A 21865-nucleotide genomic window follows, 5' to 3' on the forward strand; every position below is an offset into this window, starting at 1 on the left:
CGCGCCCCATCGACGTCTCCCTTACCGACCCGAACGAACCAGGAAGCAGCCATGGCGAAGAACATCGTGGGCATCGACATCGGAGCCTCCGCGATCCGAGCGGTCGAGGTCCAGGACCCCGACCGCGCCGAACCCACCATCGTGCGGTTCGCCGAAGTACCGGTGCCGGCCGGTTCCACCCGGCAGGGCGAGGTACTCGAACCGAACACCGTCGCTGCGGCGCTCAAGCAGCTGTGGTCGATCGGTCGGTTCCGCACCCGCGACGTGGTCCTCGGGATGGGCAACCAACGGGTCCTGTCGCGTGACCTCACCGTGCCGAAGGCGCCGATCGCGCAGATCCGCGAGTCGCTGCCCTTCCAGGTGCAGGACATGCTCCCGGTACCCGTCGGCGACGCCATCCTCGACTTCTACCCCACCGGCGAGAGCGACGGTGAGAACGGCCCGGTCGTCTCCGGCCTCCTCGTGGCCGCGGTCAAGGACGCCGTCCTGGCGAACGTGCGTGCCGCACAGGCCGCCGACCTGAACCCGGTCGCGGTCGACCTGATCCCGTTCGCGTTGTCGCGCGTGGTGACGCCGCGCAACCACCGTGGCACGACGGCCATCGTCGAGTGCGGCGCCAACACCACGACCGTCGTCGTCGTCACCGACGGAGTGCCGAAGTTCGTCCGCATCGTCCCGACGGGTGGCGACGACATCACGAGGACCCTCGCCGGTCGGATGTCGATCTCGGAGGACGAAGCAGAAGCCGTCAAGCGGCACTTCGGCATGCGCGAGCTGTCCGCGCGCACCCCCGACGACGCGATGGCGATCGCCTCGGTGCGCGAGTCGGCGCAGGAGCTCCTGTCGAGTCTCCGGAACACCATCAACTACTTCGCCAACACCCGACCGTCGGAGCCGGTCGGGGACGTGCGACTCATCGGCGGTGGAGCCGCGCTCCCCGGGTTCTCCGACTCGTTGGCCGAGTACACCCGTCTGCCGGTACGGAACGCGGCGCCCTTCGAGGGCGCCCGCACGGCGCGATCGATCACCACCGAGTCCCTGGACGCGAACGGCAGCGCCATCGCCGTCGCCTGGGGCCTCGCGGTCGGAGGGAAAGCAGCATGAGCCAGGCGACGATCGGGACGGGGCGGCAGCCTCGTTCCCGCAAGGCCGGGAAGGCGGCGAGCGTCGACGCGGTCACCGTGGCGCCGCAGGACCGCCAGAAGCGGCAGCGCGGCTCGGGTCAGCCCCTGACCATCGGCGGGTTCCCGAGTGTCGACCTGCTGCCCCCCGAGGTGCTCGTGCACCGACGCGAGCGCGCGGTGACCCGTCGGCTCTGGCTCGGCGTCGTGATCCTCGTCCTCGTCGCGGGTGCGGGCGTCGGCGTGACTGCGATGCTCGCCGCACAGGCGAAGACCGAGCTGGCCCGTTCACAGGAACAGTCGCTGTCGATCCTGCAGCAGCAGCAGCAGTACTCGGACGTGCGGACGACGGAGTCGTCGACGTCGCTGCTCGAATCGGCGCAGGCCGTCGGCGGTTCCACCCAGATCGGTTGGGGTGACTACCTCGCGAAGGTGGAGTCCTCCCTGCCCGGTGGTGTGTCCATCACGGGCCTCAACGTGGACTCTGCATCGCCGATCGAGTCGTACGCCCAAGCGGACGCCCCGCTGCAGGGATCACGCATCGCCACCCTGACCCTCGACGTGGCGACCCCGACCCTGCCCTCCCTGCCGGAGTGGCTCGACTCCGTGAAGGGGCTCCCCGGCTTCGTCGACGCGACCGCGAACTCGGTGACGCTCGATCCGAGCAGCGGGTCCTACACGGTCAACATGACCATCCACGTCAACGAGAAGGCCTACGACCGCACGTACACGAAGGGCCAGGACTCCCAGTGAGCAAGAACCGCCTCTCCATGGTGTTCGCCGTCGTGGCGATGGCCGCGGTCGTCCTCGCGGGCTTCTTCGTCGGCGTCCAGCCCCAGCTGGCCCAGGCCGCCTCGAGCCGCGCCCAGCAGGTCGACGTCGACCGGACGAACGCATCGAGCAGGGCCGAACTGGCCCGGTTGCGCAAGCAGGCCGAGAAGCTCCCGGCGATGCGTGACGAGCTCGAGAAGCTCCAGGCCTCCGTTCCGGCGACGGCGAGCATGTCGCGTTTCTACGGGGAGCTCTACGACGTCGCCGGTGCGACGGGGGTGACGGTGTCGTCGATCACGACCGACGACGCCCTGCCGTACACGCCCCCGGCCGCTGAGGTCGGGTCGTCCGCAACGGGCAGCGCCGCCGCCGCGCCGTCGGCGAGTCCGTCGGCGACCGCCTCGGCGGCTCCGTCCTCGGAAGCCTCTGCGAGTGCGACGCCGACCACGCCGGCCCCGCCGACGACGTTCACGAACCCGGTGATCAACTCGTCGAACATGTCCTTGATCCCCGTCACGGTCTCCGTGGACGGGACGTTCGACCAGGCCCGGCAGTTCGTCGCCGGTACCCAGTCGGGCGAGCGGCTGTTCTTGATCAACGAGATCTCCTCGGCGGAGTCGAGCGGAGCGGCGACGGAAGGGGCAGAGGCAGATGCGTCTGCTGGGCAGACCTGGACCTTCGGCGGCTACGTCTACGTCCTGACCACGGACTCGGGCGCCGCCGCGAAGGGCTGAGCCCACCCCCGTGAAGTGGGGCCGGGCGCGGCACGCCGACCCCACTTCCGCGACAGTCGTCGTTGTGCGTACGATGCTCCCGAGCCCGCGATCGCGGCTGCTCGTCCCCTCTCGAACGGTCGGCTCGGATCGGCCGTTCCCGTCGTGCCCGGAGTCGCGCGTGTTGGTCGGAATCGTGGAGTTCCTCGGCTGGTTCGGAGCCGTAACCGTCCTCGCTGGTTACATCCTCTTCTCGACGGGGAAGCTGCCGAACGGCCCCGTCTACCAACTCTTCAACCTGGTCGGCGGCCTCGCGGTCGCGGTGAACGTCGCCGCGCACCACGCGATCCCCTCGACGATCGTGAACGGCATCTGGGCGGTCGTCGCCGTGGTCGTCCTCGTCCGGATGGGCCGGGCCCGTCGGGCCGCCCGTCGAGCCGAGCCGACCGACGGCGTCCGGCGCGACGGGGCTGGCGACGCCGGCGGGGGAGCCCCGGTCCTGCACACGGAGCCCCCGGCGACCACGGGCGTCCTGCCGGTGATGGGCCCCGCGGTGCGCGACCACGAGTCCGACGCGGCGTCCGTGGCGGACGCGGCCCCGGGCCTCCAGGCCGACTCCGGTCCCGGTCCCGTCCCCGCGACCGCTCCGGCGCCGATGACGGAGACCGTCCCGATCATCACCGCGACGATCGCCCTCGCGCTCGTCGCCGCGGCGCAGGAGCAGGCCGGCCGGTCCGACGAAGCCGCTCAGCGCGCCGCCCGGACCGACACCGCCCGCTGACCCGTCGGACGGCGATACGATCAGCCCATGTCCCGGTGGTTGATCGCGACGATGACGTCCGTCCTCTTCATCGCGCTCGTGGTCGCCGTCACGGGCTTCGAGGCCCTGCTCGCCGACGTCGAGATCATCTCCCAGCCGGACGCCACCCCGTACCTCGGCCCGGCGATGGTGGTCGGCGGTGCGCTCGTGGTGTTCCTCGCGACCGCCGTCGGCGCGCGGGACGGCAACCCCGGCGTGACCGGTCTCGTCGCGGCCGCCACCGTCTACCTCGTCATGCTCGGGGTCGGGTCCGTCGGTTACGCGCTGCTCCGTGGCGACGCGACCGAGCTCGTGGTCTTCCCTGCCGGCTACGCCCTCGGGCCGTTCGTGGTCGGGTCGGTCGTGGTCGCGCTGCTGTCCGTCGTGGGCGGGACGGCGACGGCGAAGCAGCAGGCACGAGCGGCCCGTGCCGCCGCCGACGCGGGCGGGCAGCGGGGGACGACGATCGCGGGCGACGACCAGGCCGGGCGGTAGTCTTCCGGGGCACGACGCACTCGCAACGGGGGAACGATGACCGACCAGCAGGAGCAGCAGGACGGCTGGGGCGCCGTCCCACCGGTGGCCTCGATCCGCGGCACCCACGACGCGTCCGGCACCACCGCGGTGGCCGCACGCCCCGCACGCCGTCTCCGCCGCCGGCAGGTGATCGGGATCGTCGCCGGGGCGACGGCCGTCGTGCTCCTGCTCGTCGCCGGTGTGGTCGGGTTCTCGATCGGGACGGCCACGCACGCGGCCGACCGCCCGGTGCGCGCGTTCCTCGACGACCTGACGGCAGGACGTGTCGACGCGGCACTGGACGCCGCAGGGATCGACCCCGAGGAGTCCGACGTCCTGCTGCGCCCGGCCGCCTACGCGAAGGCTCGGAACAAGGTGACCGGCTACCGCATCGCGGCCACCAGCACCGAGGGGGACACCGCGACGGTCCGGGCGTACCTGCGGCAGGGCGGCCAGGACGTGGCAGCCACCTTCACGCTCGAGCAGACCGGGACGGACTGGGGGGTCTTCCCGGTGTGGGAGCTGCAGGCGCCGGAACTCGGCTCCGTCGTCGTGGACGTCGACGGCCCCACCCCCGCCGCGGTGCGCGTCGACGGCAGCACGGCGCGGACGGCGAAGGACGGCACGTTGAGCCTGCGGGCGCTGCCCGGCACGTACGCGGTGTCCTACGCCGGCGGGAAGTGGACGACCGCGGACGGCGGCGAGACGACGGTGCGCGGGTTCGGCGACGACGTCTCGACACCGGTGCGGATGCAGGCGTCGCTCACGGACGCCGGCGTCCGGGCTGCGGAGCGGGCGGTCGACGCCTGGGTCGACGGCTGCATCGCCTCGAAGGAGGCCGCACCCCCCGGGTGCAGCTTCTACGCCTACGGCCAGGACCCCGCCTACACCTACACCAACCAGAAGTGGACCCTCGTCTCGCGACCGGTCGTCGACGTCAGCCGCTGGACGTCGAACGGCTGGCTGGTCACCACGACGACCTTCGGCCGCGCGACGTTCACGGCTGACATCGCGGGCGCCGGCGGGACCGGGACGGCATCGGCCGGCCCGCTCAACGTGAACGCGAGCGGCTACGTCACCGGCTTCGGCGACGACGGCGCGACGTTCCGGTCCGCCGTCGGCAACGGGTCCTCCGACACCGGTTCGTGAGTCCCGCGCCCCGGCGACCGGGCGCAGCGACCGACGGCGCGACCGCTCCTGCCCCGGATTGATTTCACCCCGCCCCGCGGGTAGTCTCTACTGGGTGTGCGCCCTCGGGCGCGCCCGAAAAGTCCGGCGGGCCACATCGCCCGGTCGGACCACTCCGTCCCCCACCGTTCTCCGCCGTCAGGCGGTGATCAGCATGGGACGAGGAAGCCGGCGGATCGCGCCGGCCAGAGAGCACGAGCGAAGAACCAGGAGAACAGTTGCCTACCATCCAGCAGCTGGTTCGCAAGGGTCGCGCGCCGAAGGTCACCAAGACCAAGGCGCCCGCCCTGAAGGCGAACCCCCAGCAGCGTGGCGTGTGCACCCGCGTCTACACCACCACCCCCAAGAAGCCGAACTCGGCACTGCGCAAGGTCGCTCGTGTCAAGCTCTCGAACGGCACCGAGGTCACGGCCTACATCCCCGGTGAGGGCCACAACCTCCAGGAGCACTCGATGGTGCTCGTCCGCGGCGGTCGTGTGAAGGACCTCCCGGGTGTCCGTTACAAGATCATCCGTGGCGCCCTGGACACCCAGGCAGTCAAGAACCGTAAGCAGGCTCGCAGCCGCTACGGCGCGAAGAAGGGTTGAGTTAGATGCCTCGCAAGGGTCCCGCTCCCAAGCGTCCCGTCGTCGCCGACCCGGTCTACGGCGCCCCCATCGTCAGCCAGCTGGTCAACAAGATCCTGCTGGACGGCAAGAAGGGCCTCGCCGAGCGCATCGTCTACGGTGCACTCGAAGGCGTCACCGCCAAGAACCAGCAGGACGCCGTCGCCACGCTCAAGAAGGCGCTCGACAACGTCCGTCCGACCCTCGAGGTCCGCAGCCGCCGCGTCGGTGGCTCGACCTACCAGGTCCCGGTCGAGGTCAAGCCGCACCGCGCGAACACCCTCGCGCTCCGCTGGCTGACCTCGTACGCCAAGGCCCGTCGCGAGAAGACGATGACCGAGCGTCTCATGAACGAGATCCTCGACGCGTCGAACGGTCTCGGTGCCGCGGTCAAGCGCCGCGAGGACACGCACAAGATGGCCGAGTCGAACAAGGCCTTCGCCCACTACCGCTGGTAGTCCCGGCACCGTCCGGGCGCCGGTGGTCACCACCGTCGGCGCCCGGACGGCCGCCAACCTCTCCTACAACTCTTCCGGAGGAACCCTGTGGCACAGGACGTGCTCACCGACCTGAACAAGGTCCGCAACATCGGCATCATGGCGCACATCGATGCCGGCAAGACCACGACGACCGAGCGCATCCTGTTCTACACGGGCATCACGCACAAGATCGGTGAGGTCCACGACGGCGCTGCCACGATGGACTGGATGGCGCAGGAGCAGGAGCGCGGCATCACGATCACGTCGGCCGCGACGACCTGCTTCTGGGACAACAACCAGATCAACATCATCGACACCCCCGGTCACGTGGACTTCACGGTCGAGGTGGAGCGCTCGCTCCGCGTCCTCGACGGTGCGGTCGCCGTCTTCGACGGCAAGGAGGGCGTCGAGCCCCAGTCCGAGACCGTGTGGCGTCAGGCGGACAAGTACGACGTCCCGCGCATCTGCTTCGTCAACAAGATGGACAAGCTGGGCGCCGACTTCTACTTCACCGTCGACACCATCATCAACCGCCTCGGCGCGGAGCCCCTCGTGCTCCAGCTCCCGATCGGCGCCGAGAACGACTTCGTCGGGATCGTCGACCTCATCGAGATGCACGCCAAGGTCTGGCCGGGCGATGCCAAGGGTGACGTCACCATGGGCGCCCAGTACGAGGTCCAGGAGATCCCCGCGGACCTCAAGGACCGTGCGGACGAGTACCGCGCCAAGCTGATCGAGCGCGTCGCCGAGACCGACGACGCCCTGCTCGAGAAGTACTTCGGCGGCGAGGAGCTCACCAAGGACGAGATCAAGAGCGCGATCCGCAAGCTCACGATCGCTTCCGAGGTCTACCCCGTCCTCTGTGGCTCGGCCTTCAAGAACCGCGGTGTCCAGCCGATGCTCGACGCCGTCATCGACTACCTCCCGTCCCCGCTCGACGTGCCGCCGATGATCGGCCACGACGTCAAGGACGAGGAGAAGGAGATCATCCGCAAGCCCGACGCGTCGGAGCCGTTCTCGGCCCTCGCGTTCAAGGTCGCGGTGCACCCCTTCTTCGGTCGTCTGACCTACGTCCGCGTGTACTCCGGCTCGATCGAGTCCGGTGCCCAGGTCATCAACTCGACCAAGGGCAAGAAGGAGCGCATCGGGAAGATCTTCCAGATGCACTCCAACAAGGAGAACCCGGTCGACAACGTGACCGCGGGCCACATCTACGCGGTCATCGGCCTCAAGGACACCACCACCGGTGACACCCTGTGCGACCCGACCAACCAGGTCGTCCTCGAGTCGATGACGTTCCCGGAGCCGGTCATCGAGGTCGCCATCGAGCCGAACACGAAGGCCGACCAGGAGAAGCTCTCCACGGCCATCCAGAAGCTCGCCGAAGAGGACCCGACGTTCCGCGTCGAGCTCAACGCCGAGACCGGTCAGACGACGATCAAGGGCATGGGCGAGCTCCACCTCGACATCCTCGTCGACCGCATGAAGCGCGAGTTCAAGGTCGAGGCGAGCGTCGGCAAGCCGCAGGTGGCCTACCGCGAGACGCTCACCAAGGTCGTCGAGCGCTACGACTACACGCACAAGAAGCAGACCGGTGGTTCCGGCCAGTTCGCGAAGGTGCAGATCGCCCTCGAGCCGATGGAAGTCACGGCCGAGAAGGTCTACGAATTCGAGAACGCCGTCACCGGTGGTCGCGTGCCGCGTGAGTACATCCCGTCGGTCGACGCCGGTATCCAGGACGCCATGCAGGTCGGCATCCTCGCGGGCTACCCGACGGTCGGCGTGAAGGCCATCCTCAAGGACGGCGCGGCGCACGACGTCGACTCGTCCGAGATGGCGTTCAAGATCGCCGGTTCGATCGCCTACAAGGAAGCGGCCCGCAAGGCCGGTCCGGCGATCCTCGAGCCGATCATGGCCGTCGAGGTCCGTACTCCGGAGGAGTACATGGGCGACGTCATCGGTGACCTGAACTCCCGTCGTGGCCAGATCGCCTCGATGGAGGACGCCTCGGGCGTCAAGGTGGTCCGCGCGAGCGTGCCGCTGTCCGAGATGTTCGGCTACGTCGGCGACCTGCGGTCGAAGACCTCTGGTCGTGCGGTCTACTCGATGACCTTCGAGACCTACAGCCAGGTCCCGGCCAAGGTCGCCGAGGAGATCATCGCGAAGAACGCGGGGGAGTAGCGCTCAGCGCTTCTCCACAGGCGGGGGTGCCCGGCGACGGGCCCCTCGCCACCAAGTAAAGTAACGACACAACACCGCGCACCGACGTCCGAGCCCATCCAGGGCCGGCCGGAGGTGACGCTTTCCGAGTCCTGAGGAGGACCCACAGTGGCCAAGGCCAAGTTCGAGCGCACCAAGCCGCACGTCAACATCGGAACCATCGGTCACGTCGACCACGGCAAGACCACGCTCACGGCGGCGATCACCAAGGTTCTGCACGACCAGTACCCGGACCTCAACGAGGCCCGTGACTTCGCGCAGATCGACAACGCTCCCGAGGAGCGCCAGCGCGGCATCACGATCAACATCTCCCACGTGGAGTACCAGACCGAGAAGCGTCACTACGCGCACGTCGACGCCCCCGGTCACGCCGACTACGTGAAGAACATGATCACGGGTGCGGCGCAGATGGACGGCGCGATCCTCGTGGTCGCCGCCACCGACGGCCCGATGCCCCAGACGCGTGAGCACGTCCTGCTCGCCCGCCAGGTCGGCGTCCCCTACATCGTCGTCGCGCTGAACAAGTCCGACATGGTGGACGACGAGGAGATCCTGGAGCTCGTCGAGCTCGAGGTCCGCGAGCTCCTCGGCTCGCAGCAGTTCGACGAGGACGCCCCCGTCGTGCAGGTCTCGGCGCTCAAGGCGCTCGAGGGCGACGAGAAGTGGGTCAAGTCGGTCCAGGACCTCATGGCCCAGGTCGACGAGAACGTGCCGGACCCGGTGCGCGCCACCGACCAGCCGTTCCTGATGCCGATCGAGGACGTCTTCACGATCACCGGTCGTGGCACGGTCGTCACCGGTCGCGTCGAGCGTGGCACGCTCAACCTGAACGAGGAGGTCGAGATCGTCGGCATCCGCGCGACGCAGAAGACCACCGTCACGGGCATCGAGATGTTCCGCAAGCTGCTCGACCAGGCGGTCGCCGGTGACAACACCGGTCTGCTCATCCGTGGCCTCAAGCGCGAGGACGTGGAGCGCGGCCAGGTCGTCGTGAAGCCGGGTTCGGTCACGCCGCACACCGAGTTCCAGGCGAACGCGTACATCCTGACCAAGGACGAGGGTGGGCGTCACAACCCGTTCTACGCGAACTACCGCCCGCAGTTCTACTTCCGCACCACGGACGTCACCGGCGTCATCACGCTGCCCGAGGGCACCGAGATGGTCATGCCCGGTGACACCGTCGCCATGACGGTCGAGCTGATCCAGCCGATCGCCATGGAGGAGGGCCTCCGCTTCGCCATCCGTGAGGGTGGTCGTACGGTCGGCGCCGGTACGGTCGAGAAGATCATCAAGTAACTCCGGTTCCTTGCGCGAGCGGGGTCGGGCCTTCGGGCCCGGCCCCGCTTCGTCGTCCGCGGGCGACGGACGGGAGGCCCGGGTCGTCCCCGGCGCGTCGGTGCACGCCGATCCGTGGTGCGTCACAGGCGTGTCGGAGTTTGCTGAGGGACGTGACACGTCTCCGCCGCTCCACGACCAACGGTCGTGGCTACCACCGCCTCCGCAGCGGGCGCGGGTTCTCGTACCGCGACCCGTCGGGCAGCACCGTGACCGACAAGGACGTGCGCGAGCGACTCGACGCCCTGGTGATCCCGCCGGCGTGGGACGACGTGTGGATCTCGCCGTACGAGAACGGGCACATCCTCGCCACCGGGATCGACGGTGCGGGGCGGCGCCAGTACATGTACCACCCGTCCTGGCGCGAGCGCATGGACCGCATCAAGTACGACCGGGCCCTGGCCCTCGCCGAGTCCCTGCCGGTCGCGCGTCGTGGGGTCACGATGGACCTGCGGCGTCCCGAGCCCGACCGGCAGCGCGCGCTGGCCGCTGCGTTCCGCATGCTCGACCAGGGGTCGCTGCGGGTCGGCTCGGAGCGCTACGCGACGGAGCACGGCAGCCGCGGGCTCTCGACGCTGCTGTGTGCGCACGCCCACGTCTCCGGCGACGACATCGAGCTCGACTTCCCCGGCAAGAGCGGGCAGGAGTGGTCCTCGTCGATCCACGACGCCGACCTCGCCCGGGTCATCGCCGGCATGAAGCGCCGCGGACCGAACGCGCGGCTGCTGTCCTTCCGTGAGCGCCGCGGTGCCGAGTGGGAGCCGCTGTCCGCCGAGGACATCAACGCCTACGTCAAGGAACGCGCGGGGGACGAGTTCACCGCGAAGGACTTCCGGACCCTGCACGGCACGGTCGCCGCCGCGGTCGACCTGGCGAAGACCGGACCGGAGTCGACGCAGGCGAAGCGCAAGAAGGCGGTCTCGCACGCAGTGAAGGCCGCGAGCGAGGAACTCGGCAACACCCCGACGGTGTGCCGACAGAGCTACATCGACCCGCGTCTGCTCGACGCCTACGACCACGGCGAGACCATCGACCCCGACCGCCTCGGCTCCGCGGAGTCCGAGGTGCGTGCCCTGCTCTACCGACAGTGACCGCGTGGCGGTCCGGATGACGTAGCGTTGGTCGACGTGCCGGACCACCCCCACACGGCACGGAAGGACCCCCAACAGTCGTGACCGAGTGCATCCACGGTTTCCCCATCGAGCTCTGCGACATCTGCGCGCCCCGCCAGCGCGAGGTGTCCGACACCCCAGCAGCACCGACCCAGCGGCGGACCCGCATCACTACGAACCTCCGCGCCGACCCGCCGGCCTCCGGCCCGGGCACGTCGCTGCGGTCGCCCACGCCGGAGCTCCCGGAGGCCCGGGTCTTCTCCGCGCTGCGGGCACACCACGTGACGCACATCGACAACCTCGACGGCATCGTCGGCGCCGGCGCCATCCTGGCCGCCGAGCAGGCCGAGCCCGCCGTCGACGTGAGCTCCCCGGAGACCCGCACCGCCCGCGTCGACGCGCACGCCCCCGACGGCTCGCCCGTCGCCGGCCACGTGCCGTTCCTGCTCTCGCCCGACGCGACGCGGTGGGACGAGCTGCGCTCCGGCGCCGAGGGCGAGCGCTGGTCGGACGCGGCGCGGCGCACCCGTGCCGTCGACTACATCGTGCTCGTGGTCCCGGTGTCGACCTTCGGTGCGTCGGTCATCGTCGCCGACCAGGACGCCGACGCCGAGGACGTCCGGTTCGCCGTCGGCCCCGACGCCGCGACGAACCTCATCCGCCGCACGGACTTCACCGACCCGGAGATGCACGACCTCGAGCTGCTGGCCGGCCCGAGCGTGCCGTTCTCGTCGGTCGCCGTCATCGGTGTGCCGAACGACAAGGCCCGCCAGACGGTGCGCGCGGTGCTCGCCGACCACGGCGGCCACGCGCCGCGGGTGGCGGTCTTCCCGCCGTGGTTCGTGCCCCCGGTGACGGCCGAGTAGACGTCCCCACGAGCGCCCTCCGGACCATCTCCGGAGGGCGCTCTGCGTGACGGCGGTGACCCGTGCCTCCAGGCCGGCCGATCCGCGCGGATCCGGGGAAGCGGGCCGGCACGGACACGCCCGGCATGTCGCGACACGCCCGGGTTGCACGTCGGCCGAGGACATGCGAGACTTGTCCGGTTCCGAATTCCCCGCGGGTGCGAGTCCGCAGGATCACTGCTCTGGCAGTGCACAACCCCCCTGTCCAGCAGGGCTGGGTTGGGCCGCAGGCAGCAGAACACGACTCCCCGAGGTCATGACGGACGCAGCACTGCTGCGCCCGGAGTGCGAGGAAGTCGATTGCCCACGCTGGACGGCCATGGTCGCCCGCGCGGTTGACAGGTGAACAGCGGTCATCCCCAGCGGATGCGGCCGGTTGGTTCAGGAAAACAGCACGGTCTGCAGGAATGCAGAGCCGAGCGGCGTCAGGCGGCCAGAGGGTGCGCGGCGCAGAGAGGACAAGAGACACATGGCGGGACAGAAGATCCGCATCCGGCTCAAGTCGTACGACCACGAGGTCATCGACACGTCGGCCCGGAAGATCGTCGACACGGTGACCCGTGCCGGTGCGACCGTGGTCGGCCCGGTGCCGCTCCCCACCGAGAAGAACGTGATCGCAGTGATCCGTTCCCCTCACAAGTACAAGGACTCGCGCGAGCACTTCGAGAAGCGCACGCACAAGCGGGTCATCGACATCGTCGACCCGACGCCGAAGGCCGTGGACTCGCTCATGCGACTCGACCTGCCGGCTGACGTCAACATCGAGATCAAGCTGTAAGGGGGCTGACCAATGGCGAACTCAACCAAGACCGTCAAGGGCCTCCTCGGCAAGAAGCTCGGGATGACCCAGGTGTGGGACGAGAACAACAAGTTCATCCCCGTCACCGTGATCGAGGTCGGCCCGAACGTGGTCACCCAGATCCGCAACGCTGAGCGCGACGGCTACGAGGCGATCCAGATCGCCGCCGGTGCCATCGACCCGCGCAAGGTCAACAAGCCGGCCGCCGGCCACTTCGAGGCCGCTGGCGTGACCCCGCGTCGCACCCTCACCGAGATCCGTACCAACGACTCCGCTGAGTACACGCTCGGCCAGGAGCTCACCGTGGACGGCACGTTCACGGCGGGCCAGAAGGTCGACGTCGTCGGTACCTCCAAGGGCAAGGGCTTCGCCGGTGTCATGAAGCGCCACGGCTTCCACGGCGTCGGCGCCTCGCACGGTGCGCACCGCAACCACCGCAAGCCCGGTTCGATCGGTGCCTCCTCGACCCCGTCGCGTGTCTTCAAGGGCATGCGCATGGCGGGCCGCATGGGTGGCGACCGCGTGACCGTCCTCAACCTCACGGTGCACGCCGTCGACGCCGAGAAGGGTCTGCTGCTCGTCAAGGGCGCCGTCCCCGGCGCTCGTGGCCGTTCCGTCTTCGTCCGCACCGCCGTGAAGGGTAAGTGATCATGGCCACCGAGACCGCAACCACGATCGACGTCCTCGACGCGACTGGCGCCGTCGCCGGCAGCATCGAGCTGCCCGCAGCGCTCTTCGACGTCGAGACCAACGTCCCGCTGATCCACCAGGTCGTCACCGCGCAGCTCGCAGCCGCGCGTCAGGGCACCCACAAGACCAAGAACCGTGGCGAAGTCCGCGGTGCCGGTCGCAAGCCGTTCAAGCAGAAGGGCACCGGCCGCTCCCGTCAGGGTTCGGTCCGCGCTCCGGAGCACACCGGCGGTGGCGTCGTCCACGGACCGACCCCGCGCGACTACTCGCAGCGCACCCCGAAGAAGATGATCGCCGCGGCTCTGCTCGGCTCGCTCTCGGACCGCGCCCGCGGTGGCCGCATCTCCGCTGTGGAGGGCTTCGTCGCGGCCGAGGTGCCGTCGACCAAGACCGCCCGCACGCTGCTCGAGAAGGTCGCGCCCGTCAAGCACGTGCTCGTCGTGCTCGAGTCGGACGACGAGCTCACGCTCAAGTCGATCCGCAACCTGCCGAACGTCCACGCGCTCACGCACGGCCAGCTCAACGCCTACGACGTGCTGAAGGCCGACGCGCTCGTCTTCAGCAAGAGCGCCCTCGACGCCTTCATCGCGTCGAAGACCGCGAAGGAGATCACCGCATGAGCGGCTTCAACAAGGACCCGCGCGACGTCATCATCTCGCCGGTCGTCTCGGAGAAGAGCTACGGGCTCATCGACCAGGGCAAGTACACGTTCATCGTGGACCCCCGCTCGAACAAGACCGAGATCAAGCTCGCCATCGAGAAGATCTTCGACGTCAAGGTCGCGAGCATCAACACGCTGAACCGCCCGGGCAAGACCCGTCGCACCAAGTTCGGTCTCGGCAAGCGCAAGGACACCAAGCGCGCCATCGTGACGCTCAAGTCCGGTTCGATCGACATCTTCACGGCTGTCGGCTGAGGACCAGAGGGATAAATCATGGCTATTCGTAACTACAAGCCGACGACCCCCGGTCGTCGCGGCTCGTCGGTCGCCGACTTCGCCGAGATCACCCGTTCGACTCCGGAGAAGTCCCTGCTTCGTCCGCTGCCGAAGACCGGTGGTCGCAACAGCTCCGGCCGCATCACCACGCGTCACATCGGTGGTGGCCACAAGCGCCAGTACCGCGTGATCGACTTCCGTCGCTCAGACAAGGACGGCGTCGACGCCAAGGTCGCGCACATCGAGTACGACCCGAACCGCACCGCGCGCATCGCGCTCCTGCACTACGTGGACGGCACGAAGCGCTACATCATCGCGCCGAACAAGCTCAAGCAGGGCGACGTCATCGAGCAGGGCCCCGGCGCCGACATCAAGCCCGGCAACAACCTGCCGCTGCGCAACATCCCCGTGGGTACCGTCGTGCACGCCATCGAGCTCCGCCCCGGTGGCGGCGCGAAGATGGCCCGCTCGGCCGGCGCCTCGGTGCGTCTCGTCGCCAAGGACGGCCCCTACGCGCAGCTCCGTCTGCCGTCGGGCGAGGTCCGCAACGTCGACGCCCGCTGCCGCGCCACGATCGGCGAGGTCGGCAACGCCGAGCAGTCGAACATCAACTGGGGCAAGGCCGGCCGCATGCGCTGGAAGGGCGTCCGCCCGACCGTGCGTGGTGTCGCGATGAACCCGATCGACCACCCGCACGGTGGTGGTGAGGGCAAGACCTCCGGTGGTCGTCACCCCGTCAGCCCGTGGGGTCAGGCCGAGGGTCGTACGCGCAAGCCGAACAAGCCGAGCGACAAGCTCATCGTCCGTCGCCGTAACGCCGGCAAGAAGCGCAAGTAGGAGTTCCGAAGATGCCACGCAGTCTGAAGAAGGGCCCCTTCGTCGACGAGCACCTGCTTCGCAAGGTCGTCACGCAGAACGAGGCCAACACCAAGAACGTGATCCGTACCTGGTCGCGTCGCTCGATGATCGTCCCGAACATGCTCGGGCACACGATCGCCGTGCACGACGGCCGCAAGCACATCCCGGTGTTCGTCACCGAGTCGATGGTCGGTCACAAGCTCGGCGAGTTCGCGCCGACCCGCACCTTCCGTGGTCACGTGAAGGACGACAAGAAGGGCCGTCGCCGCTAACGCGGGGACGCAGAGGAGGAACGAAATGGTGGAGTCGATCGCACGCGTGCGACACATCCGCGTCACGCCTCAGAAGGCCCGTCGCGTCATCGAGCTGATCCGCGGCAAGCAGGCCCACGAGGCGCTCGCCATCCTGAAGTTCGCCCCCCAGGGCGCTTCGGAGCCCGTGTACAAGCTGGTCGCCTCGGCGATCGCGAACGCACGGGTCAAGGCTGACTCGACGAACAGCTTCCTCGACGAGCGCGACCTCTACGTGAGCCGCGTCTTCGTCGACGAGGGCACGACCCTGAAGCGGTTCCAGCCGCGCGCCCAGGGCCGCGCCTTCCGCATCAACAAGCGCACCAGCCACATCACGGTCGTCCTCGCGACGCCGGACGAGGCCGAGGTTGCCGCGACGAGCAAGAAGGCGAGCAAGTAATGGGCCAGAAGGTCAACCCGTACGGCTTCCGTCTCGGGATCACGACGGACCACGTCTCGCACTGGTTCACCGACAGCACGAAGCCGGGTCAGCGGTACGCCGACTACGTGGCCGAGGACATCAAGGTGCGCGAGTACCTGAAGAAGACCCTCGACCGCGCCGGCGTCGCCCGCATCGAGCTCGAGCGCACCCGTGACCGTGTCCGCGTGGACATCCACACGGCACGTCCGGGCATCGTCATCGGCCGCCGCGGCGCCGAGGCGGAGCGCGTCCGTGGCGAGCTCGAGAAGCTCACCAAGAAGCAGATCCAGCTGAACATCCTCGAGGTCAAGAACCCCGAGACCGAGGCCCAGCTCGTCGCGCAGGGCATCGCCGAGCAGCTCTCCGCTCGTGTCGCGTTCCGTCGCGCCATGCGCAAGGGCCTGCAGGGTGCACAGCGCGCCGGCGCCAAGGGTGTCCGCATCCAGGTGTCCGGTCGTCTCGGCGGCGCCGAGATGTCGCGCTCGGAGTTCTACCGCGAGGGCCGCGTGCCCCTGCACACGCTCCGCGCCAACATCGACTACGGCTTCTACGAGGCCCGGACGACGTTCGGTCGCATCGGCGTGAAGGTCTGGATCTACAAGGGCGACATCACGAACAAGGAGCTCGCTCGCGAGCAGGCGAACCAGCGTTCGTCGCGCCCCGAGCGTCGTGGCGGCCCCCGTGGCGAGCGCGGCGACCGCCGTGGCGGCGACCGCGGCGGCCGTCAGCAGCAGGCCCCGCAGGACGCGCCGGCCGGCGCAGGAGTTGAGGCGTAACCATGCTTATTCCCCGTCGAGTCAAGCACCGCAAGCAGCACCACCCGAAGCGTTCGGGTCAGGCGACCGGTGGCACCAAGGTCAGCTTCGGCGACTACGGTATCCAGGCGCTCACCCCGGCGTACGTGACCAACCGGCAGATCGAGTCCGCTCGTATCGCCATGACGCGTCACATCAAGCGTGGCGGCAAGGTCTGGATCAACATCTACCCGGACCGCCCGCTCACCAAGAAGCCGGCCGAGACCCGAATGGGTTCCGGTAAGGGTTCGCCCGAGTGGTGGGTCGCCAACGTCAAGCCCGGCCGGGTGCTCTTCGAGCTCTCCGGCGTCAGCGAGGACATCGCCCGCGAGGCGTTGACCCGCGCAATCCACAAGCTGCCCCTCAAGGCACGCATCATCAAGCGCGAGGAGGGCGACGCATAATGGCGATCGGTTCCAAGGAGCTCCGTCCGACGGAGCTCGACACGTTCGAGAACGAGCGTCTCGCTGACGAGCTGAAGAAGGCCAAGGAGGAACTCTTCAACCTCCGCTTCCAGTCGGCCACCGGCCAGCTGGAGAGCCACGGTCGTCTCCGTGCCGTCAAGCGCGACATCGCCCGCATCTACACCGTCCTGCGCGAGCGCGAGCTCGGCATCCGTGCCACTCCTGCGCCCGTCGAGACCGCCACCAAGGCCAAGAAGACGACGAAGAAGGCCGACAAGTCGGCTGAGTCGACCGAGGCCGAGACCGCCGAGGAGAACTGATGGCGAACGAAGAGAAGAACTCCGCCGCCGTCGTCCGCGGCTACCGCAAGACGCGTCGTGGCTACGTGACGAGCGACAAGATGGACAAGACCATCGTGGTCGAGGTCGAGGACCGCGTGAAGCACGCGCTCTACGGCAAGATCATCCGCCGCACGTCCAAGGTGAAGGCCCACGACGAGCTCGGCACCGCTGGTGTCGGCGACCTCGTCGTGATCAGCGAGACCCGTCCCCTCAGCGCCTCCAAGCGCTGGCGCCTGGTCGAGATCCTCGAGAAGGCCAAGTAGGCCCCGGCCTGCTTCGGAATAGGAGACAGCAGTGATTCAGCAGGAATCCCGCCTGAAGGTCGCCGACAACACGGGTGCCAAGGAGATCTTGACCATCCGCGTGCTCGGTGGCTCGGGTCGTCGCTACGCCGGCCTCGGTGACATCATCGTCGCCACGGTGAAGGACGCCATCCCCGGCGGCAACGTGAAGAAGGGTGACGTCGTCAAGGCGGTCATCGTTCGCACCAAGAAGGAGACCCGTCGTCAGGACGGCTCCTACATCAAGTTCGACGAGAACGCGGCAGTGATCCTCAAGGCCGACGGCGACCCGCGCGGTACGCGCATCTTCGGTCCGGTCGGTCGCGAGCTCCGTGACAAGAAGTTCATGAAGATCATCTCGCTCGCGCCGGAGGTGCTGTAAGCCATGGCGAACATCAAGAAGGGTGACCTCGTCCAGGTCATCACGGGCGCGACGCAGGAGCGTGGCGGCGACCGTGGCAAGCAGGGCAAGGTCATCGAGGTCCTCAAGGACAAGAACCGCGTCGTCGTCGAGGGCGTGAACTTCGTCACGAAGCACGTCCGCGTCGGACAGACGCAGCGCGGCTCGAAGACCGGCGGCATCGAGCAGCACGAGGCCTCGATCCACGTGTCGAACGTCGCGATCGTCGACCCGAAGACGAAGAAGCCGACCCGCGTCGGCTTCCGTACCGAAGAGGTGGAGAAGGACGGCGTCAAGAAGACCGTCCGCGTCCGCTACGCCAAGAAGTCTGGTGAGAAGCTCTGATGACTGACACGACTGCCGCGACGACTGAGAAAGTTCAGCCGCGCCTCAAGCAGAAGTACAAGGACGAGATCAAGTCCGCCCTCACCGAGCAGTTCGGCTACGCGAACGTCAACCAGGTCCCCGGCCTGGTCAAGGTCGTCGTGAACACCGGTGTCGGCGAGGCGGCTCGCGACTCGAAGATCATCGAGGGGGCCATCAAGGACCTCACGGCGATCACGGGTCAGAAGCCCCAGGTCAACATCGCCCGCAAGTCCATCGCGCAGTTCAAGCTGCGCGAGGGTCAGGCCATCGGCGCGCACGTCACCCTCCGTGGCGACCGCGCGTGGGAGTTCCTCGACCGCCTCATCTCGCTCGCCCTGCCCCGCATCCGCGACTTCCGCGGTCTCAGCGACAAGCAGTTCGACGGGAACGGCAACTACACGTTCGGTCTCACGGAGCAGTCCGTGTTCCACGAGATCGACCAGGACCGCATCGACCGTGTCCGCGGCTTCGACATCACCGTCGTGACCACCGCGAAGACGGACGACGAGGGACGCGCGCTGCTCCGCCAGCTGGGCTTCCCGTTCCGCTCCAACGAGCAGACGGTCTAAGCTACTTCGAGCGGTGCGGGCCGGGGGATCGACGTCCTCCGGCCCGCACGCACGAACACACCGACCTCGGGGAACCGCCCCGGGGTCACTCGATCGCTCAGGTCGGCATTCGTGGAACGGGTGTCGAAACCAGGCGAGAAATGGACGAACACCATGACGATGACCGATCCGGTCGCAGACATGCTGACCAGATTGCGGAACGCGAACTCCGCGCACCACGACGCAGTCGCACTCCCGAGCTCGAAGCTCAAGAAGAACATCGCCGACATCCTCAAGCGCGAGGGTTACATCAGCGAGTGGAAGGTGGAGGACGCCCGCGTCGGGCAGACCCTCACCATCGACCTCAAGTACGGCCCCGAGCGCGAGCGTTCGATCGCCGGCATCAAGCGCGTCTCGAAGCCGGGCCTCCGGGTCTACGCGAAGTCGACGGAGATCCCCCAGGTCCTCGGTGGCCTCGGCGTGGCGATCCTCTCGACCTCGTCGGGCCTCCTGACCGACCGCGAAGCCGAGCAGAAGGGCGTGGGTGGGGAAGTCCTCGCCTACGTGTGGTGATCGAGAATGTCACGAATCGGACGTCTTCCCATCGACATCCCCGCCGGCGTCACCGTCTCCGTTGACGGTCAGAACGTGGCGGTCAAGGGCCCGAAGGGCGAGCTCGCGCTCGTCGTCGCGGAGCCCATCCAGGCCAAGGTCGAGGAGAACCAGGTCCTCGTCACCCGTCCGGACGACGAGCGCGAGTCGCGTTCGCTCCACGGCCTGACCCGTACCCTCATCGCCAACAACATCATCGGCGTGACCCAGGGCTACACCAAGGGCCTCGAGGTCGTCGGCACCGGTTACCGCGTGCAGGCGAAGGGTTCGAACCTCGAGTTCGCGCTCGGGTACTCCCACTCGATCACGGTCGAGCCGCCGGCGGGCATCAGCTTCGCGGTGGAGGGCAACAACAAGGTCACCGTCGCCGGCATCGACAAGCAGGCCGTCGGTGAGGTCGCCGCGAACATCCGGAAGCTCCGGAAGCCCGAGCCCTACAAGGGCAAGGGTGTCCGTTACGCCGGCGAGAACGTGCGCCGCAAGGCCGGAAAGTCAGGTAAGTGATCATGGGACTCCTCAAGACCCGCGGCAAGAGCAAGGCGGCCGCCAAGGCTCGTCGCCACAACCGCCTCCGCAAGAAGATCACCGGCACCGAGGCTCGTCCGCGTCTCGCCGTCACCCGCTCGTCGCGTCACGTGTTCGTGCAGGTCATCGACGACTCGAAGGGCCACACCCTGGCCAGCGCGTCGACGATGGAGGCAGACCTCCGCTCGTTCGACGGAGACAAGACCGCCAAGGCTCGTCGCGTCGGTGAGCTCCTCGCCGAGCGCGCGAAGACCGCTGGCGTCGAGGCCGTGGTCTTCGACCGCGGCGGCAGCAAGTACGCCGGTCGCGTCGCCGCGATCGCCGACGGTGCCCGTGAAGGAGGGCTGAACCTGTGAGCGACATCGCGAACACGAACGAAGACGCCAACGTCGAGGCCACCGCTGACGCGGCTGCCGACACGACGGCCAAGGCCACGACCGGCAAGGAGGCAGAGGCCCCGGCCGTTGCCGAGCGTCCGGTCGAGACCGCCGCGGGCTCCGCGTCCAACAACCGCGACTCCGCCGACCAGCGCGGCCGTCGTGGTGGCGGGCGTGACCGTCAGCAGGGCCGCGACCGCAACAACCGCGGTGGCGACAGCCAGTTCCTCGAGCGCGTGGTGACCATCAACCGCGTCTCGAAGGTCGTCAAGGGTGGTCGTCGCTTCAGCTTCACGGCGCTCGTCGTCGTCGGCGACGGCAACGGCCTCGTGGGCGTCGGCTACGGCAAGGCCAAGGAGGTCCCCACGGCGATCTCCAAGGGCGTCGAAGAGGCGAAGAAGAACTTCTTCCGCGTCCCGCGCGTCGGCAACACGATCCCGCACCCGGTGCAGGGCGAGGCCGCTGCCGGTGTCGTGCTCCTGCGTCCGGCCGCTGCCGGTACCGGTGTCATCGCCGGTGGTCCGGTCCGCGCCGTGCTCGAGTGCGCCGGCATCCACGACGTCCTGAGCAAGTCGCTCGGCTCGTCGAACACGATCAACATCGTGCACGCGACCGTCGAGGCGCTGCAGCAGCTCGAGGAGCCCCGCGCGGTCGCGAGCCGTCGTGGCCTCGACGTCGACCGGGTCGTCCCGGCTCGTCTGCTCCAGGCCGAGGCCGCTGCCCTGCGTGCCGCGACCGAGAAGGCAGGTGCGTGATGGCGACCCTGAAGATCACGCAGATCAAGTCCGTTATCAGCGAGAAGCAGTACCAGCGCGACACCCTGCGCAGCCTGGGCCTCAAGCGCATCGGCCGTACGGTCGAACGTGAGGACAACGCCCAGAACCGCGGGTACATCGCGACGGTCGCGCACCTCGTGAAGGTCGAGGAGGTCGACGCATGAGCGACGAGAAGAACGAGCGCGTGCAGGTGCTGAAGCTGCACCACCTCCGCCCCGCCGAGGGCGCCAAGAAGGACCGCACCCGTGTGGGTCGCGGTGAGGGCTCGAAGGGCAAGACCGCTGGACGTGGTACCAAGGGCACGAAGGCCCGTTACCAGGTCCGGGTCGGCTTCGAGGGTGGGCAGATGCCGCTGCACATGCGCACCCCGAAGCTCCGCGGGTTCAAGAACCCGTTCCGGGTCGAGTACCAGGTCGTGAACCTGGACAAGATCTCGGAGCTCTACCCCGACGGTGGCGACGTCACCGTTGCGGGCCTGGTCGCCAAGGGCGCCGTCCGCAAGAACGAGAAGGTCAAGGTTCTCGGTCAGGGTGACATCTCCGTGAAGATCACGGTCACGGTCGACAAGGTCTCGGCGTCCGCCGCCGAGAAGATCGTGGCTGCTGGCGGCACCGTCTCCCAGTAACCCCCGTCGGCGGCCCGTGCGTTTGCGCACGGGCCGCCGTTACGGTTTCCTTGACAG

At 68.5% G+C, this 21865-nt stretch carries 32 protein-coding genes; all 32 read left to right on the forward strand.

Features of this window, described 5'->3' with window-relative positions; translation table 11 throughout:
• The first annotated feature begins 51 nt into the window (after nucleotides 1–51).
• Nucleotides 52–1104: a type IV pilus assembly protein PilM gene (gene pilM, locus BIU94_RS11290; protein WP_071259722.1), complete on the forward strand. Its 1053-nt coding sequence runs from the start codon at nucleotides 52–54 to the stop codon at nucleotides 1102–1104.
• Nucleotides 1101–1874, forward strand: coding sequence for a hypothetical protein (locus tag BIU94_RS11295; RefSeq protein WP_083404760.1), 774 nt, complete (start codon nucleotides 1101–1103; stop codon nucleotides 1872–1874). The genes pilM and BIU94_RS11295 overlap by 4 nt, the downstream gene beginning before the upstream one ends.
• Nucleotides 1871–2626 carry a hypothetical protein gene (locus BIU94_RS11300; RefSeq protein ID WP_071259725.1) on the forward strand — a complete coding sequence of 252 codons (756 nt, stop codon included), beginning with the start codon at nucleotides 1871–1873 and terminating at the stop codon, nucleotides 2624–2626. Before BIU94_RS11295 ends, BIU94_RS11300 begins: the two co-directional genes overlap by 4 nt.
• 160 nt (nucleotides 2627–2786) lie before the next feature.
• Nucleotides 2787–3386 carry a hypothetical protein gene (locus BIU94_RS11305; RefSeq protein WP_139195979.1) on the forward strand — a complete coding sequence of 200 codons (600 nt, stop codon included), beginning with the start codon at nucleotides 2787–2789 and terminating at the stop codon, nucleotides 3384–3386.
• 27 nt (nucleotides 3387–3413) lie between these two features.
• A complete protein-coding gene (locus tag BIU94_RS11310) occupies nucleotides 3414–3899 on the forward strand; it encodes a DUF6121 family protein (RefSeq protein WP_071259732.1) in 486 nt (161 codons plus the stop codon).
• 36 nt (nucleotides 3900–3935) lie between these two features.
• Nucleotides 3936–5069 carry a hypothetical protein gene (locus BIU94_RS11315; RefSeq protein ID WP_071259735.1) on the forward strand — a complete coding sequence of 378 codons (1134 nt, stop codon included), beginning with the start codon at nucleotides 3936–3938 and terminating at the stop codon, nucleotides 5067–5069.
• A 257-nt stretch (nucleotides 5070–5326) separates the two neighbouring features.
• Nucleotides 5327–5695: a 30S ribosomal protein S12 gene (gene rpsL / locus BIU94_RS11320; RefSeq protein ID WP_071259748.1), complete on the forward strand. Its 369-nt coding sequence runs from the start codon at nucleotides 5327–5329 to the stop codon at nucleotides 5693–5695.
• A 5-nt stretch (nucleotides 5696–5700) separates the two neighbouring features.
• Nucleotides 5701–6171 (forward strand): 30S ribosomal protein S7, encoded by a 471-nt coding sequence (rpsG, locus tag BIU94_RS11325; RefSeq protein ID WP_071259751.1) that lies wholly within the window; start codon nucleotides 5701–5703, stop codon nucleotides 6169–6171.
• A gap of 87 nt (nucleotides 6172–6258) precedes the next feature.
• Complete coding sequence (gene fusA, locus BIU94_RS11330; protein ID WP_071259754.1) at nucleotides 6259–8373, forward strand: elongation factor G; 2115 nt, start codon at nucleotides 6259–6261, stop codon at nucleotides 8371–8373.
• A gap of 147 nt (nucleotides 8374–8520) precedes the next feature.
• Entirely contained in the window at nucleotides 8521–9708 is a 1188-nt protein-coding gene (gene tuf / locus BIU94_RS11335) for an elongation factor Tu (protein ID WP_071259759.1), read from the forward strand.
• A 152-nt stretch (nucleotides 9709–9860) separates the two neighbouring features.
• The gene (locus BIU94_RS11340; RefSeq protein WP_071259761.1) at nucleotides 9861–10838 is read left to right on the forward strand and encodes a DNA topoisomerase IB; all 978 of its coding nucleotides are present in this window, start codon (nucleotides 9861–9863) and stop codon (nucleotides 10836–10838) included.
• Between the two features lie 80 nt (nucleotides 10839–10918).
• The gene (locus BIU94_RS11345; protein WP_083404761.1) at nucleotides 10919–11725 is read left to right on the forward strand and encodes a DarT ssDNA thymidine ADP-ribosyltransferase family protein; all 807 of its coding nucleotides are present in this window, start codon (nucleotides 10919–10921) and stop codon (nucleotides 11723–11725) included.
• A 508-nt stretch (nucleotides 11726–12233) separates the two neighbouring features.
• Complete coding sequence (gene rpsJ, locus BIU94_RS11350; protein WP_017885534.1) at nucleotides 12234–12542, forward strand: 30S ribosomal protein S10; 309 nt, start codon at nucleotides 12234–12236, stop codon at nucleotides 12540–12542.
• Nucleotides 12543–12554: 12 nt separating this feature from the next.
• Nucleotides 12555–13211, forward strand: a complete 657-nt coding sequence (rplC, locus tag BIU94_RS11355; RefSeq protein WP_027466731.1) for a 50S ribosomal protein L3 — start codon at nucleotides 12555–12557, stop codon at nucleotides 13209–13211.
• Between the two features lie 2 nt (nucleotides 13212–13213).
• Nucleotides 13214–13873, forward strand: coding sequence for a 50S ribosomal protein L4 (gene rplD, locus BIU94_RS11360; protein ID WP_071259765.1), 660 nt, complete (start codon nucleotides 13214–13216; stop codon nucleotides 13871–13873).
• On the forward strand, nucleotides 13870–14169 hold the full coding sequence (gene rplW, locus BIU94_RS11365) for a 50S ribosomal protein L23 (RefSeq protein ID WP_071259768.1): 300 nt from the start codon (nucleotides 13870–13872) through the stop codon (nucleotides 14167–14169). The genes rplD and rplW overlap by 4 nt, the downstream gene beginning before the upstream one ends.
• A gap of 18 nt (nucleotides 14170–14187) precedes the next feature.
• Nucleotides 14188–15027 (forward strand): 50S ribosomal protein L2, encoded by an 840-nt coding sequence (gene rplB / locus BIU94_RS11370; RefSeq protein WP_071259783.1) that lies wholly within the window; start codon nucleotides 14188–14190, stop codon nucleotides 15025–15027.
• A gap of 11 nt (nucleotides 15028–15038) precedes the next feature.
• Complete coding sequence (rpsS, locus tag BIU94_RS11375; RefSeq protein WP_017885529.1) at nucleotides 15039–15320, forward strand: 30S ribosomal protein S19; 282 nt, start codon at nucleotides 15039–15041, stop codon at nucleotides 15318–15320.
• A gap of 25 nt (nucleotides 15321–15345) precedes the next feature.
• Complete coding sequence (rplV, locus tag BIU94_RS11380) at nucleotides 15346–15738, forward strand: 50S ribosomal protein L22 (protein WP_035809257.1); 393 nt, start codon at nucleotides 15346–15348, stop codon at nucleotides 15736–15738.
• Entirely contained in the window at nucleotides 15738–16535 is a 798-nt protein-coding gene (gene rpsC / locus BIU94_RS11385; RefSeq protein ID WP_022906345.1) for a 30S ribosomal protein S3, read from the forward strand. Before rplV ends, rpsC begins: the two co-directional genes overlap by 1 nt.
• Before the next feature lie 2 nt (nucleotides 16536–16537).
• Nucleotides 16538–16957 (forward strand): 50S ribosomal protein L16, encoded by a 420-nt coding sequence (gene rplP / locus BIU94_RS11390; RefSeq protein WP_065960031.1) that lies wholly within the window; start codon nucleotides 16538–16540, stop codon nucleotides 16955–16957.
• Nucleotides 16957–17277, forward strand: a complete 321-nt coding sequence (rpmC, locus tag BIU94_RS18220) for a 50S ribosomal protein L29 (RefSeq protein WP_071259788.1) — start codon at nucleotides 16957–16959, stop codon at nucleotides 17275–17277. The genes rplP and rpmC overlap by 1 nt, the downstream gene beginning before the upstream one ends.
• Entirely contained in the window at nucleotides 17277–17561 is a 285-nt protein-coding gene (gene rpsQ, locus BIU94_RS11400) for a 30S ribosomal protein S17 (protein WP_071259791.1), read from the forward strand. Before rpmC ends, rpsQ begins: the two co-directional genes overlap by 1 nt.
• Before the next feature lie 31 nt (nucleotides 17562–17592).
• Nucleotides 17593–17961 carry a 50S ribosomal protein L14 gene (gene rplN / locus BIU94_RS11405; protein ID WP_071259799.1) on the forward strand — a complete coding sequence of 123 codons (369 nt, stop codon included), beginning with the start codon at nucleotides 17593–17595 and terminating at the stop codon, nucleotides 17959–17961.
• 3 nt (nucleotides 17962–17964) lie between these two features.
• On the forward strand, nucleotides 17965–18324 hold the full coding sequence (rplX, locus tag BIU94_RS11410; protein ID WP_056121433.1) for a 50S ribosomal protein L24: 360 nt from the start codon (nucleotides 17965–17967) through the stop codon (nucleotides 18322–18324).
• Nucleotides 18324–18914 carry a 50S ribosomal protein L5 gene (gene rplE / locus BIU94_RS11415; protein WP_071259802.1) on the forward strand — a complete coding sequence of 197 codons (591 nt, stop codon included), beginning with the start codon at nucleotides 18324–18326 and terminating at the stop codon, nucleotides 18912–18914. Before rplX ends, rplE begins: the two co-directional genes overlap by 1 nt.
• A 153-nt stretch (nucleotides 18915–19067) precedes the next feature.
• Nucleotides 19068–19466 carry a 30S ribosomal protein S8 gene (gene rpsH, locus BIU94_RS11420; RefSeq protein WP_017885519.1) on the forward strand — a complete coding sequence of 133 codons (399 nt, stop codon included), beginning with the start codon at nucleotides 19068–19070 and terminating at the stop codon, nucleotides 19464–19466.
• Between the two features lie 6 nt (nucleotides 19467–19472).
• Nucleotides 19473–20009 carry a 50S ribosomal protein L6 gene (rplF, locus tag BIU94_RS11425; RefSeq protein WP_071259805.1) on the forward strand — a complete coding sequence of 179 codons (537 nt, stop codon included), beginning with the start codon at nucleotides 19473–19475 and terminating at the stop codon, nucleotides 20007–20009.
• 2 nt (nucleotides 20010–20011) lie between these two features.
• On the forward strand, nucleotides 20012–20386 hold the full coding sequence (gene rplR, locus BIU94_RS11430) for a 50S ribosomal protein L18 (RefSeq protein WP_071259808.1): 375 nt from the start codon (nucleotides 20012–20014) through the stop codon (nucleotides 20384–20386).
• A complete protein-coding gene (gene rpsE / locus BIU94_RS11435) occupies nucleotides 20383–21162 on the forward strand; it encodes a 30S ribosomal protein S5 (RefSeq protein ID WP_071259828.1) in 780 nt (259 codons plus the stop codon). The genes rplR and rpsE overlap by 4 nt, the downstream gene beginning before the upstream one ends.
• A complete protein-coding gene (gene rpmD / locus BIU94_RS11440; protein WP_173168934.1) occupies nucleotides 21162–21347 on the forward strand; it encodes a 50S ribosomal protein L30 in 186 nt (61 codons plus the stop codon). Before rpsE ends, rpmD begins: the two co-directional genes overlap by 1 nt.
• Nucleotides 21344–21808: a 50S ribosomal protein L15 gene (rplO, locus tag BIU94_RS11445; RefSeq protein WP_071259834.1), complete on the forward strand. Its 465-nt coding sequence runs from the start codon at nucleotides 21344–21346 to the stop codon at nucleotides 21806–21808. The genes rpmD and rplO overlap by 4 nt, the downstream gene beginning before the upstream one ends.
• Nucleotides 21809–21865: the final 57 nt, after the last annotated feature.

Origin of the sequence: Curtobacterium sp. MMLR14_006 (assembly GCF_001864985.1) — a bacterium.
Taxonomy (GTDB): domain Bacteria; phylum Actinomycetota; class Actinomycetes; order Actinomycetales; family Microbacteriaceae; genus Curtobacterium.

Excerpts from the sequence above, each read along its gene's own strand:
- pilM (WP_071259722.1), top strand. The coding sequence starts at position 52 with ATGGCGAAGAACATCGTGGGCATCGACATCGGAGCCTCCGCGATCCGA.
- BIU94_RS11295 (WP_083404760.1), top strand. The coding sequence starts at position 1,101 with ATGAGCCAGGCGACGATCGGGACGGGGCGGCAGCCTCGTTCCCGCAAG.
- BIU94_RS11310 (WP_071259732.1), top strand. The coding sequence starts at position 3,414 with ATGTCCCGGTGGTTGATCGCGACGATGACGTCCGTCCTCTTCATCGCG.
- BIU94_RS11315 (WP_071259735.1), top strand. The coding sequence starts at position 3,936 with ATGACCGACCAGCAGGAGCAGCAGGACGGCTGGGGCGCCGTCCCACCG.
- rpsG (WP_071259751.1), top strand. The coding sequence starts at position 5,701 with ATGCCTCGCAAGGGTCCCGCTCCCAAGCGTCCCGTCGTCGCCGACCCG.
- rpsJ (WP_017885534.1), top strand. The coding sequence starts at position 12,234 with ATGGCGGGACAGAAGATCCGCATCCGGCTCAAGTCGTACGACCACGAG.
- rplC (WP_027466731.1), top strand. The coding sequence starts at position 12,555 with ATGGCGAACTCAACCAAGACCGTCAAGGGCCTCCTCGGCAAGAAGCTC.
- rplD (WP_071259765.1), top strand. The coding sequence starts at position 13,214 with ATGGCCACCGAGACCGCAACCACGATCGACGTCCTCGACGCGACTGGC.
- rplW (WP_071259768.1), top strand. The coding sequence starts at position 13,870 with ATGAGCGGCTTCAACAAGGACCCGCGCGACGTCATCATCTCGCCGGTC.
- rplB (WP_071259783.1), top strand. The coding sequence starts at position 14,188 with ATGGCTATTCGTAACTACAAGCCGACGACCCCCGGTCGTCGCGGCTCG.
- rpsS (WP_017885529.1), top strand. The coding sequence starts at position 15,039 with ATGCCACGCAGTCTGAAGAAGGGCCCCTTCGTCGACGAGCACCTGCTT.
- rplV (WP_035809257.1), top strand. The coding sequence starts at position 15,346 with ATGGTGGAGTCGATCGCACGCGTGCGACACATCCGCGTCACGCCTCAG.
- rpsC (WP_022906345.1), top strand. The coding sequence starts at position 15,738 with ATGGGCCAGAAGGTCAACCCGTACGGCTTCCGTCTCGGGATCACGACG.
- rplP (WP_065960031.1), top strand. The coding sequence starts at position 16,538 with ATGCTTATTCCCCGTCGAGTCAAGCACCGCAAGCAGCACCACCCGAAG.
- rpmC (WP_071259788.1), top strand. The coding sequence starts at position 16,957 with ATGGCGATCGGTTCCAAGGAGCTCCGTCCGACGGAGCTCGACACGTTC.
- rpsQ (WP_071259791.1), top strand. The coding sequence starts at position 17,277 with ATGGCGAACGAAGAGAAGAACTCCGCCGCCGTCGTCCGCGGCTACCGC.
- rplX (WP_056121433.1), top strand. The coding sequence starts at position 17,965 with ATGGCGAACATCAAGAAGGGTGACCTCGTCCAGGTCATCACGGGCGCG.
- rplE (WP_071259802.1), top strand. The coding sequence starts at position 18,324 with ATGACTGACACGACTGCCGCGACGACTGAGAAAGTTCAGCCGCGCCTC.
- rpsH (WP_017885519.1), top strand. The coding sequence starts at position 19,068 with ATGACGATGACCGATCCGGTCGCAGACATGCTGACCAGATTGCGGAAC.
- rplF (WP_071259805.1), top strand. The coding sequence starts at position 19,473 with ATGTCACGAATCGGACGTCTTCCCATCGACATCCCCGCCGGCGTCACC.
- rplR (WP_071259808.1), top strand. The coding sequence starts at position 20,012 with ATGGGACTCCTCAAGACCCGCGGCAAGAGCAAGGCGGCCGCCAAGGCT.
- rpmD (WP_173168934.1), top strand. The coding sequence starts at position 21,162 with ATGGCGACCCTGAAGATCACGCAGATCAAGTCCGTTATCAGCGAGAAG.
- rplO (WP_071259834.1), top strand. The coding sequence starts at position 21,344 with ATGAGCGACGAGAAGAACGAGCGCGTGCAGGTGCTGAAGCTGCACCAC.